General features: G+C 35.5%; 7 protein-coding genes and 1 tRNA gene. 3 read left to right on the forward strand and 5 right to left on the reverse strand.

The window, feature by feature from the left end; all coding sequences use genetic code 11:
* Positions 1–59: 59 nt before the first annotated feature.
* Together ACFIJ9_RS04030 and ACFIJ9_RS04035 are read right to left on the reverse strand one after the other, a co-directional pair.
* Positions 60–1,274: an NADP-dependent isocitrate dehydrogenase gene (locus ACFIJ9_RS04030; protein WP_375635881.1), complete on the reverse strand. Its 1,215-nt coding sequence runs from the start codon at positions 1,272–1,274 to the stop codon at positions 60–62.
* 822 nt (positions 1,275–2,096) lie between these two features.
* Positions 2,097–2,171: transfer RNA gene (locus ACFIJ9_RS04035), tRNA-Glu, on the reverse strand.
* A 1,253-nt stretch (positions 2,172–3,424) separates the two neighbouring features.
* Here ACFIJ9_RS04035 and ACFIJ9_RS04040 point away from each other — a divergent pair.
* The gene (locus tag ACFIJ9_RS04040) at positions 3,425–4,741 is read left to right on the forward strand and encodes a homoserine dehydrogenase (RefSeq protein ID WP_375635882.1); all 1,317 of its coding nucleotides are present in this window, start codon (positions 3,425–3,427) and stop codon (positions 4,739–4,741) included.
* Between the two features lie 143 nt (positions 4,742–4,884).
* Entirely contained in the window at positions 4,885–5,871 is a 987-nt protein-coding gene (glpX, locus tag ACFIJ9_RS04045) for a class II fructose-bisphosphatase (RefSeq protein ID WP_015856516.1), read from the forward strand.
* A 104-nt stretch (positions 5,872–5,975) separates the two neighbouring features.
* Here the strand turns inward: glpX and ACFIJ9_RS04050 are convergent, their stop codons facing one another.
* Positions 5,976–7,082, reverse strand: a complete 1,107-nt coding sequence (locus ACFIJ9_RS04050; RefSeq protein WP_015856515.1) for a branched-chain amino acid aminotransferase — start codon at positions 7,080–7,082, stop codon at positions 5,976–5,978.
* 305 nt (positions 7,083–7,387) lie between these two features.
* Here ACFIJ9_RS04050 and ACFIJ9_RS04055 point away from each other — a divergent pair, with 305 nt between their 5' ends.
* Entirely contained in the window at positions 7,388–7,660 is a 273-nt protein-coding gene (locus ACFIJ9_RS04055) for a membrane protein (RefSeq protein ID WP_015856514.1), read from the forward strand.
* Between the two features lie 179 nt (positions 7,661–7,839).
* Here ACFIJ9_RS04055 and ACFIJ9_RS04060 read toward each other — a convergent pair whose 3' ends face one another.
* Positions 7,840–10,377 (reverse strand): SPOR domain-containing protein, encoded by a 2,538-nt coding sequence (locus tag ACFIJ9_RS04060; RefSeq protein WP_375635883.1) that lies wholly within the window; start codon positions 10,375–10,377, stop codon positions 7,840–7,842.
* A gap of 151 nt (positions 10,378–10,528) precedes the next feature.
* Positions 10,529–12,286 carry an arginine--tRNA ligase gene (gene argS, locus ACFIJ9_RS04065; protein ID WP_375635884.1) on the reverse strand — a complete coding sequence of 586 codons (1,758 nt, stop codon included), beginning with the start codon at positions 12,284–12,286 and terminating at the stop codon, positions 10,529–10,531.

The following is a 12,286-nucleotide window of genomic DNA, read 5'->3' on the forward strand; positions in this document are numbered from 1 at the left end:
CAAGAAAAGATTCAAAGCCCTCCTTTCGCAGAGCTTTGGAATTTAAATGAAGTGATAACTTAATTGTTCACAGCTTTTTTAAGATTTTCATCAATTTTATCAAGAAAACCTGTTGTAGAAAGCCATTTTTGTTTAGGTCCAATCAAAAGCGCGAGATCTTTGGTCATAAAACCTTCTTCAACGGTCTTAATACAAACTTCTTCTAATGTTTTGGCGAAGTTTTTTAATTTCTCGTTGTTATCTAGTTTAGCACGGTGCGCCAGTCCACGTGTCCATGCGAAAATAGATGCGATAGAATTTGTTGATGTTTCTTCGCCTCTTTGATGCTGACGGTAATGGCGTGTTACTGTGCCGTGTGCTGCTTCTGCTTCAACAATTTTACCATCTGGTGTCATAAGAACAGAGGTCATGAGACCAAGGGAACCAAAGCCTTGAGCAACAATATCAGATTGAACATCACCATCATAGTTTTTACATGCCCATACATAGCCCCCTGACCATTTAAGTGCAGAAGCAACCATATCATCAATGAGGCGGTGTTCGTAATATAATTTACGGTTTTCAAATTCAGTTTTAAATTCCGTATCAAATATTTCTTGAAAGATATCTTTAAAACGACCATCGTAAGTTTTTAGAATGGTATTTTTTGTTGAAAGATAAACTGGAACATTCCGTTGTAGTCCATAATTAAAGGATGCGCGGGCAAAATCACGAATTGACTCGTCAAGGTTATACATAGCCATAGCAACCCCTGCGCTTGGGGCATCAAAAACATCATGTTCAATAACTTGATTGTCATCACCTACAAATTTAATACTTAATTTCCCTTTTCCTGGAAATTTAAAATCTGTTGCCTTGTACTGATCACCAAAAGCGTGACGTCCGATAATAATTGGCTTTGTCCAGTTAGGAACAAGGCGAGGGACGTTTTTACAGATAATGGGTTCGCGAAAAATGACTCCTCCTAAAATATTGCGAATTGTGCCATTAGGTGATTTCCACATTTTTTTTAGGTTAAATTCTTTAACGCGTGCCTCATCAGGTGTGATGGTTGCACATTTTATACCAACCCCATATTTTTTGATAGCATTGGCAGAATCGATTGTTACCTGATCATTGGTTGCATCACGATTTTCGACGGAAAGATCATAATATTTGAGATCAATGTCGAGATAGGGATGGATTAATTTATCTTTGATATATTTCCAGATGATACGGGTCATCTCATCCCCATCAAGTTCAACAACGGGGTTTTCTATTTTGATCTTTGCCATTAGAAGTCCTTTTTTTTTAAGCGATACTACTTTATAGCACTTTCAAGTTTATAATGAAAAGTAAAAACAAGGGAAAAAAGCATTCAAATATGAGCTTTTAGAATATATTATCAATTTTTAGAATATATTATCAATAGAGTGTAAATTTTGTTGGAGGGTTTAATTTTTGAATAGAAGTTTTTTGAAAAGAAGTGATGTGTTTGCAAATCTATAATTATTCTATGATTGATGAAGAATCTGTTTAATAGATAAGGTAGTTAGATCACTGGGGGCAGGGATTATGCATTTTTATTATCAGAGTTTCCATTTAATAAGTTGATCGTATTCTAAATTATAGTTTCTTGATTTGTTGTGTTAGGTGAATAAGAATCTATTTTTATATCGCATTTCAATTCTAAGATTACGGTCTGCTTGTTTATAGAAAAGTTTAATGTGATGCACAGGCACTGTAATTAGAAATGCTTCATATAAAATGCGTTTTGGGGTAAATTTCAGTTTTGAAGGTTGGAAGAAACGTATAAATGATGTGGCTGGTTTTAATTTAAAAATTAACGGTATACGCAAGAATATGGCTTATAAACTCACCGGATCACGAGCTAGAACCCTCTAATTTTTATATTTTATCGATTTTTATTGTTATTAACTGTGCGCAGTAAAACACTATCCTCGAAATGCAACAAAGAAATCAGTTATCTAATGATTCTTGTATCTTTTTTACGAAGAGATCCCTTTAAAAATCTTATTCCCTGGTTTTTATTTATGCATTCCTCATTTTTTAAAATACGAATAAAATGAATGTATTACACATAGAAAAAAAGATGATGGTACGCCCAAGGGGAATCGAACCCCTGTTTCCGCCGTGAAAGGGCGATGTCCTAACCGCTAGACGATGGGCGCAAACCATTGATGAGGCTTATAGAGAGGATCTTTTTACTTCGCAAGCCCTCTGTGTCATTTTTTTTGAAAAAAGTGTGTTTTATTGAATAATTTTTGAGCAATTCCTGTTTGGATTGTTTCTTTTCAGTTTGAGTAGTAGGCAAAAATGATCAAAATATTATTTTAAATGTGTTTATTTTTTGCATATTTTATCGTTTGTTATCTTTGCTTGCACATGAGAATATTATTTAACTTGCCTGAAAGAGCCTTTATACAGAAGATTTCTCATTTGAACTTATCATAAAGCAAAAAACTGTATAATTTGTGAAGTAAAAAGACAATATTTATTACCAAATAAACAAATAATACCAATCATACAAAAGTTTTTTGAGGCATAAGCCATAGCTTAGTTTCAGTTTTAAAAATATAAATAGATTCTGTATGATGAAAATGAAAATATTAAAGCAATTTTTACAGAATATATTAAAAATATTTTTCTTATCTTTACTTTTACATGTTTATAAGGAAATTAAAATTAAAACCCCTTCATTTGTTCCCTCAAATGTTGAGAAGGTTATTTATTTGAAAATGAATTAGCATGGGTAAAGGGTAGATTGAGGTTTTTGTCATTTCAATTCGCTAGTTTTTCAAAGGGGTGGCAGTAAGTTTAGGTAAAATATTTGAGTTTTGCAAATTTATTCTCCATATTTATAACATTTCAGAATTATGGTGTGCACATATTAAGTCTTGTTTTTTACTTTAATGTAAGGTTCTATTTTGATATATAAGTGCATTAAGATTTTTGCATTAAAGATTTATATTTCAAACTATGGAATGGTAGGAAGAAATGTGTTATTATTTACTGATCTACTTTGTTTTATCCATTCTCTTAATTTATCATATGAAAGAATGTTTTTTGTTCCGTATTTGTTAATTTAGAAGAGATGTTTTTATTCTTTCTTACTAAGTCCTTAATATTCTTTAACTTGTTATTGATTATTTTTTAGAACTTTTCTTTATGGCAACTTGCATTTATCAGTTTTACAGATTTTTATTCTGAATTAGATATTTTATAAAGATTCTGAAATCTTTGAAGACAATAAATATTATATTTTTAGGAATGTTGATTGAACAAGCGGGGATAATTCTATTGGAGAACATGAAGTGAATAGAGCGGAGTATTTCTTTTGTTCTTATGGATGTAAGTACTCTTTGTGTTGATTGGCACATCATTTAAACGATTTTTCAGTGAAGATAGGGATCAGTGGTTAATAATGGCAGAAGCTTTAAAAGTTGGTGTTGCGGGACTTGGTACGGTTGGTACTTCAGTTGTTCGAGCTCTATGTGAAAAAGCGAATAGTTTAGCTTGTCAATGTGGGCGATTTATCAAAGTCGTTGCTGTTAGTGCGCGCGATAAAAACCGTAATCGTGGAATTGATCTCAGTGATATAAAATGGTTTGATTCAGCTGTGGAGTTGGCTGCTTCTAATGAGATTGATGTTTTTGTAGAGTTAATTGGTGGTGAATTGGATGTGGTGTACACCGCTGTTAAGAGAGCGCTTGAGGCGGGACATCATGTTGTAACAGCCAATAAAGCCCTTCTTGCTCGACATGGAGTAGAGCTGGCTATAATTGCAGAAAAAAAAGGTATTTTTCTTCATTTTGAAGCAGCTGTTGCAGGGGGAATTCCTGTTATCAAAGCGATGAGAGAATCACTTGTCAGTAATCACATATCTCGAATTTATGGTATTCTCAATGGAACCTGTAATTATATATTAACACGCATGTTTACGGAAGGTCTTTCATTTAAAGATTGTTTAGCAGATGCACAGAGACTTGGGTATGCTGAAGCAGATCCAAGTTTTGATATTGAGGGAAATGATACTGCTCATAAATTAGCTTTGTTGACAAGCTTGGCATTTGGAACAGCTGTTTCGTTAGATGATGTTTATGTTGAAGGAATTCATAATATTTCGCAAATTGATATTCGAGCAGCTGATGAATTAGGGTATCGGATTAAGCTTTTAGGGGTTGCATTAAAAACGGATTCTGGAATAGAGCAACGCGTTCATCCGACAATGGTACCAACATCTTCAATGATTGCACAGATAAATGGCGTAACCAATGCTCTTTCTATTCAAAGTGATTTATTAGGTGAATTACTGTTTTCTGGTCCTGGCGCCGGAGGAATGGCAACAGCATCAGCCGTTATTGGTGATTTGGCTGATATAGCAAAAGCGCGTTCTGGTTTTCAGTATGCACCTGTTTTAAGACGTCCAGCATTAGAACTTACTCCTCATAAAAAAGCACGTATTTCTCATCATGCAGGGGGTTATTTTATTCGTTTAAATGTTCATGATCGTACTGGTGTTTTTGCCGCGGTTGCAAGGCATATGGCTGATAATCACATCTCATTGGAGTCGATTGTTCAAAGATCTTTTGTAGAAGATCAAATTGAAAAAACAATTATTTTAATTACGCATGAAACAACAGAGGTGAATGTACGACAGGCACTTGCAGAAATTGAAAAAGATGGACATCTTGTTGCAAAATCTCAATTTATTCGTATTGAGCCTATGGCAGAGAATTGATAACTTTCTTGATAATGACAAAAAGGCAAGCTTGAGTTCTTTTGTCTCTTGTGGAAAATTTTCATCTTTGCCAAAAACTTTATTCTTAGTATTTAATAAGGACTCATATTTTTTCTGGTATTCATTCGGTAGGATTTTTTCATATGCCCACAACTCAGAAGATTTTAAATGGACTTGATCGTATTTTGACGCTTGAATTGGTACGTGTTACTGAACGTGCTGCTGTTGCTGCTGCACGCTGGCGCGGGCGTGGCGATGAAAAAGCTGCGGATCAGGCTGCTGTAGATGCAATGCGGCAGGAACTTAATCGATTGCCTATTGATGGTACAGTGGTGATTGGTGAAGGTGAGCGGGATGAAGCGCCTATGCTTTATATTGGAGAAAAAGTAGGTCTTCAAAGTGGATTGGCGATCGATATTGCACTTGATCCATTAGAGGGAACAACACTTTGTGCTAAAAATATTGCCAATTCTTTGGCAGTAGTTGCAATTGCTGAAAAAGGTAATCTCCTTTACGCTCCTGATGTTTATATGAAAAAAATTGCTATTGGTCCTGGTTATCCAAAGGGAGTAGTAGATATAGATGCTTGTCCTACCGATAATATCCATGCTCTTGCGAAGGCTAAAGGAGTGGCTGTTAATCAGATTGTTGTTTGTATTATGGATAGGCCTCGTCATGAAAAATTAATTAATGAAGTACGAGCGACAGGGGCATCGATTCGCTTGATTGGGGATGGAGATGTTGCTGCTGTTATTGATACAACTGATCCAGAAGAAACAGGTATTGATATCTATATGGGGATTGGGGGAGCACCTGAAGGTGTTTTAGCTTCTGCTGCTTTGCGCTGCATTGGAGGACAGATGCAAGGTCGTTTGCTGCTAGATACAGAAGAGAAAATTGCTCGTGCAGCTAAAATGGGGATTAGTGATCCCAATAAAGCTTATACAATGGAAGAAATGGCAAAGGGTGATGTTTTGTTTGCAGCAACAGGGGTGACAGATGGCAATATGCTTTCTGGTGTTAAATTTACATCTCGTTACATTCAAACGGAAACTCTCGTAATGCGCTCCCATACGGGTACAGTCCGTAATATTAAAGCGCAGCATAGAGATCATTCAAAATTTGATTAATGTTTTCTTTTTTCGTCATTAAAAATAGAGGGAGTTTTTTAGGAAATACGCTTCCATGAATCTATTTTCATGGAAGCATTTATAGATATGAGAATATCTTATTATTATGAGAGCTGGACAGAATGAACCCAGCCATTTTTATCTTCTATGTTCCCTTTTTGAAGGCCAACCAATTGTGTACGAAGCTGCTTTGTAACTTCTCCAACTGTTTCATTTCCAATAATAAATTCTCCCCCTTTATATTTAAAACGACCAATTGATGTGACAACGGCAGCTGTACCACAAGCAAAGACTTCTTTAAGGTGTCCACTCTTTGCATCTTCTTGAAGCGCTGCAAAAGAATAAGGACGCTCTTCTATTTTTAATCCCATTTGTTGAGCTAATCTTAAGATTGAATCACGAGTTATCCCTGGAAGAATAGTGCCGTTAAGCGCAGGGGTTACAAGTGTACTATCTGCCATAATAAAGCAGACATTCATACCACCAAGTTCTTCAATCCATTTATGTTCAATCATATCAAGAAAGAGTACTTGGCTACAATTATTTTGCGTTGCACACTTTTGTGCCAGTAAGCTTGCTGCATAGTTTCCGCCACATTTTGCAGCGCCTGTGCCCCCTGGACCAGCGCGGCTATAATCTGTTTCAATCCATACACTGACAGATTTTTCTTCTCCTTTGAAATAGGATTCAACTGGAGAGGCTATGATACAAAAAAGATATTCTTGAGAAGGGCGGACTCCCAAAAAGTTTTCATTGCCAAACATAAATGGACGGATATAGAGGCTAGCGTTGGGATGATCAGAAACCCATTTTTGATCAATTTTTACTAATTGATGAACGGCATCCAGAAAAATATCTTTTGGCAATTCTGGCATAGCTAAACGCCTCGCTGATTCTATAAAGCGTTGTGCATTGGCATCAGGACGGAAGAGCAAGATGCGCCCATCTTTTGCTCGATATGCTTTTAAACCCTCAAAAATTTCCTGTCCGTAATGTAAAACGGTACTTGCAGGGTTAATTTCTAAAGCTTTGTATTGAGAAATGATGGCATTATGCCAGCCTTTGTCTTCAGTCCATTGAATAGTACACATGTGGTCTGTAAAAAATTGACCAAAACCGGGATTTTTTAAAATTTCTTCACATTTTTCTTCTGACAGAGGAGATGGGTGTTTTTCTATTTTAAAGGGAAGCGACGATATAGGAGATTTCATAAAAAACCTTTTGAGTATGTTTCATTTTTATTAATAAAAATAATGAGATATTTTGATCACAACTCTATTATTAACAAAACCTTTGTGTCAATGTTTTATTATAAAACACAAAGAGGTTTATTATAGAATTCAAAGGCTATTATAGATATTTTAATTCTACTCTCACCTCTTTTTCTCAACTTTATAAAGTAAGCTGGAACTTTTTTCTATAATTATCGTTTTCTCAAAATAGGTATCTGAATAATTTCATATATGCATATTGTCTAGAAATTAAAAGGTAAGGGAATTGAGAAAAGGAATCTACTATGATTGATAAAAATTATCACACATATGAAGAACGTATGGCAGCAGAAAGAAGAGATAGTGAACAACGTGTTTCAATTGCTAAGGGTATTTTTGCTATTCTTCTTGCGGTCGTTATTATCTGGTTTGTTTTTGGTTTTTTAGGATCTTTTTTTGCAAAATCTCCTGAACATAGTTCGCGTTATAATACTCCAGAAACAAGCCAAAGCGTAACAACGCCCAAAAAAGATTTAAATTCGCTTCCTTCTGTACCTTATACTTATAAGGGTACGTAGTGATTTTTTCATAAATATAATCTTTTAGATAGGACGCAAATCGACGTAGATTAAAGAATAAAGTCAGAACAAAGACATAAAAAAGATTAGACGATTTTAATTTCTGAAGTTTTTGATAAGTAATTAAATGGTATGGAAATAAATAATGCAACGGTTTTAACAACCGTTGCATTATTGGTTTAGCGTGTGATGAAGCAACTTCCTCCAGAACTTTTAATGGATTCACAAAGGATTATGGCTTCATTACGGTCTTGTGTTTGAATCCGAACACGGTAATAAGTACCTTTTCCTGGTATAAAAGCGGGTTGAATATTTAAAGAACGGGCACCGATAAGGAATCCAAATTTAGATTTCATATTTTTTAAAGAACTTCTAGCTAGCTCATGCGTTGGCTGAGATGCAAGTTGTACGTAATAACTTTCTGAATTTTGTGCTGCGACTCTGTTTGGTGATGTGGGGCGAGATGCGGCGGGTGTTTCAACTTGTGTATTTCTTTCTGCATGAGAAGGAATAGGGATAAATTTTTCTTCAATATTTGAGCTAGAAGTATTTTCTGCGATTATTTTATCAATATTATTTTTGAGATCAAGGTCTATTTCTTGATTGTTTATATCCGAATCATGCGACGAAACAAGGGACGAATCTTGAAGTTCATTAGGAGTTTGATCAATGTTTTCTTCAGATTGAGCAGCAGTTTTGCTCTTTGTTTGATGTACGGGAGCTAGTGTAACTGTACCATCTTGATTTACAATAACAGTTTGTACTTCTTGCGTGGGAATAGTATGGTTTATGGCTTCTGTGACTGCATCTTCAACATCAGATTCATTTAAAGAAGAAGATGAAGCGTTTGAAGATTCTTCAGAATTTAATTCTTTTAAATTTTCAGGTTGTTCAGAGTTATCAATAAGAAATTGTTGTGTGTTTTCTTGTTTTTCATTTTGTTCAGTTGTTTGTTTATAGATATCTAAATTATGTGCAACATCATTTTTCGGTTCAGTTGTTTCTGGTTTGAATTTAAAAGGCGCATTATCAGCGTGGATAATGATCGTTTCTTCATTTTTTTGTGATGGCATAAAAAAGTGCGAATAACCAGCAAATCCAATTCCTATTAAAATAAGTATAAAAATACCTTTAATGAAAGTTTTACCAAAAATAAAACTTTTTAAGGGAGGAGGAGCTGGTGGATGCGTGGGAACTTCATTTGAGCTTGTGTATGATGAATTCTCGCTAAAAGGGGGAAAATTATATTCCATATTGGCAGAAGAAAAATAGTCGGAATTTTGTTCTTTAGAGTTTATATAAACACTTTCTTTTGAATTTTGCATAGACTGATGAAAAACCTCACTAAAAACCTCATTTTTCTGTTGTTTTTGAGAAAAATTATCCGTTGGGACATTTCCTACATTAAGTACATCAGCAAATTCTTCTTCTAAACCACCACTAGTTGGCACATCATATTCTGGCGCTTCATACGGGACTTCTGGAACCATAATAGGGCCAGTTTTTTCTACGATTTCCTCTGAAAATTTATAAGTATCAACATTGGGAGGGGGAGTATCTCTGTGCGTATAGTTATGGGCAAAAAAGCCATCCGTTTGTTTTGTATTCAAAGAGGCTGATGAGGAAAGAAACTCATCTGAATTATTTTCATTATATGAAATTTCTCTATTTGGGTTAGAGGTACCTTCGGTGTTATTGATGTATTGGGCTTGAGCCTCATTATATATTGGAACTTTTTCGCTATAAGTTTCTTGTTGTGAAGGGTTTTCTTCAAAAAAATGGGGATAATTGGTTGTATGATCCTCTTGTGAAGCCCCCTTTAAATAAGATTGTCTATCAACTGGTGGAGAATCCAAAGGTGAGGAGAATGTACTTTTTGTTTGATTTCTTGCAGTGTTTTGTCTTTCTGACATAAGGTTAGAAGATGAGAAAAACTCATTTGCCTCTGTAGAAGAGGAGATATCAGGATAAGAAGAGGAGACATCAGAATAATCTTTTTTGATCCAATTTTCTTGATCAGCTGAAATTTTATAGGGATGGTTTACAGGAGTGTCATAGAGGTTTTGATTGTCATCATAAGTTTGTTGTATATTCGTAGTTTTAGGCTGTTGTGAATTTGTTTGTGAAAACCGATTGGTTTGTTCAACAGATTCTGGAATCTCTTTCTTATTTTCGCGCCTTTCAGATTTATCAAAAAAGAAATTTTCTGATTCTGATCGTGAAATAAGATTATTTTTTTTAAGAAACGGATCAGCACTGGTTGCTGTTGTTTTCTGTTGAGGGGATTGATTCTTTGGGATTGGTAATGGAGAAAGCTCATCTAAAATTTGTTCTTCATCATGACTGCTAGGTGAAGAATATTTCTCTTCAGATAAATTATTTTGTTTTGAATGGTTGAAAGAAACAGTTTGTGCAATATCTGAGGCTGTTGCGTTGCTGGTTGCATGCAAGTCCCATTGTTTTTTTTGATCATCAAACGGTAAGTCATGTGCTAAATTATTTTCAAGTTCCTCTTCTAGAAAGGACAAATCAAAATCATCATCATGGGATGATGTTTCGGGGTGAGATGTTGATCGATCTGTCTGTAAAGAAGATTGCTCATTTTGGTTTCCGCTTTGTTTGTGCGGATTAAAAATGCGCGTAAGCCTTTCCAAAGGATCATGGTGTTCATGATCGTGTTTTGTTTCGTGTAGATTTTTGCGATCGTTATCGCTCATAGCTTTTCTCACATGGTGATTTGCATCTGCGTGCAATCAATGGTTGATTTTGATTTGTTAGATTAAAATTATAAATTTTCCCCCTCTCATGCAAGGATACATGAAAAAGTTTATCAATAGAGTACCTATTGTATGTATTTATAGAACTTTTTCAACGCATTTCTATTGGTGCTTCGACTCCTATGATGGTAAGTCCTGATGATAAAATATTGATAACAGCTTGTATCAACCCCAATCTTGCAAAGGATAACTCTTTATCATCAGGTTGAATAAAGCGTAAATTGAGATTTTCACTCCCTTTATTCCAATGGGTGTGAAAGCTGGAAGCAAGGTCATAAAGATAAAACGCTAATCGATGCGGTTCCTTATGAACGACGGCCTGTTCAATGATACGTGGATATTCAGAAAGTTTGCGTATTAACAATATTTCATGGTCATCTGTTAATCGATGAAGATGGGCGATTAATGTATCATTTGAAAAGCTTTTAATATGAAGCGCTTCTTGTGCTTGACGAAAGACTGAGTGACAACGTGCACTTGCATATTGTACGTAAAAGATGGGGTTATCTTTTGATTGTTCTGTTACTTTTGCAAAATCAAAATCAAGAGGTGCTTCACACTTACGGTATAGCATCATAAAACGCACAGGATCACGCCCAACCTCTTCGACAACATCGCGTAGAGTGACAAAAGATCCTGCTCTTTTTGACATGCGTACAGGATGACCGTTGCGAAAAAGTTTTACCAATTGACATAAGAAGACGCTTAATTTAGCTTTATCCCCAGAAATTGCTTTTGCCATTGCCTCTAGCCGCTTTACATAGCCAGCATGGTCTGCGCCTAGAATATAAATCATTTCATCAAAATGACGATTAAATTTATCCCGAAAATAAGCAACATCAGCAGCAAAATAAGTGTAAGAACCATCAGATTTAACTAAAACACGGTCTTGGTCATCACCAACATTTGTTGAACGGAACAAAGTTTGTTCACTTGGTTCCCAATCTTCTGTATTTTGTCCCTTGGGAGGGGGGAGTTTTCCTTTGTAGATATAACCATTTAAAGTGAGGTCGTTGATGGTGTTACGAATGGCGCGTGCATTATCTGCATAAAGCATTCGCTCAGAAAAAAAGATATCATGATAAATATTAAGAGCAGCCAAATCTTCGCGAATCATGGTCATCATTGCATGAATTGCACGTTCTTTTACAAGAGATAAGGCTTCATCTTTATCCATCGTGAGGAGTTGATCACCAAACTCTTGAGCAAGCGATTGTCCCAATGGTATCAAGTATTCTCCAGGATAGAGCCCTTCTGGAATTTCATTAATTTCTTGCCCAAGAGCCTCACGATAGCGCAATAGTACAGAGTGGGCGAGGACTTCGATTTGTTGACCAGCATCATTGATATAATATTCTTTTGTAATGTTATAGCCCGTAAATTGCAGCAAATTGGAGAGAACATCTCCAACAACCGCTCCGCGGCAGTGTCCTACGTGCATTGGTCCTGTCGGATTTGCTGAGACATATTCAACATTGACGCGTTTTCCTTGTCCCATTGGGATACGACCATAAGAAGTGCCTGATTCAAGCATGGATTTTATAGCATCTTGCCAAAATAATTTTGTAAGCTTTATGTTTATAAAACCAGGACCGGCAACATCTATATTTTCGATAGAGGAATCATTTTTAAGAAGTTCTATGATTTTATCTGCAAGTGCACGTGGATTGATTCCAATAGATTTTGCAAGCACCATAGCAGCATTGGTTGATAAATGACCATGGGAGGAATCACGCGGAGGATCAACAGTGATTTTTGATAAATCTAGATCTTCTCCATTTTTTCCTTTTATATCAGATAATTCAATTGATCTCTTAATTTTTTTTTCGAAGTTTTTAAAGATATTCAT

The sequence above is a fragment of the Bartonella sp. MR90HLJMH genome (assembly GCF_042194115.1).
Taxonomy (GTDB): Bacteria; Pseudomonadota; Alphaproteobacteria; order Rhizobiales; family Rhizobiaceae; genus Bartonella; species Bartonella grahamii.

What these genes read in the sequence shown, in the direction of transcription:
- ACFIJ9_RS04030 (WP_375635881.1), bottom strand. Translation starts at nt 1,274, where the DNA reads ATGGCAAAGATCAAAATAGAAAACCCCGTTGTTGAACTTGATGGGGAT.
- ACFIJ9_RS04040 (WP_375635882.1), top strand. Translation starts at nt 3,425, where the DNA reads ATGGCAGAAGCTTTAAAAGTTGGTGTTGCGGGACTTGGTACGGTTGGT.
- glpX (WP_015856516.1), top strand. Translation starts at nt 4,885, where the DNA reads ATGCCCACAACTCAGAAGATTTTAAATGGACTTGATCGTATTTTGACG.
- ACFIJ9_RS04050 (WP_015856515.1), bottom strand. Translation starts at nt 7,082, where the DNA reads ATGAAATCTCCTATATCGTCGCTTCCCTTTAAAATAGAAAAACACCCA.
- ACFIJ9_RS04055 (WP_015856514.1), top strand. Translation starts at nt 7,388, where the DNA reads ATGATTGATAAAAATTATCACACATATGAAGAACGTATGGCAGCAGAA.
- ACFIJ9_RS04060 (WP_375635883.1), bottom strand. Translation starts at nt 10,377, where the DNA reads ATGAGCGATAACGATCGCAAAAATCTACACGAAACAAAACACGATCAT.
- argS (WP_375635884.1), bottom strand. Translation starts at nt 12,286, where the DNA reads ATGAATATCTTTAAAAACTTCGAAAAAAAAATTAAGAGATCAATTGAA.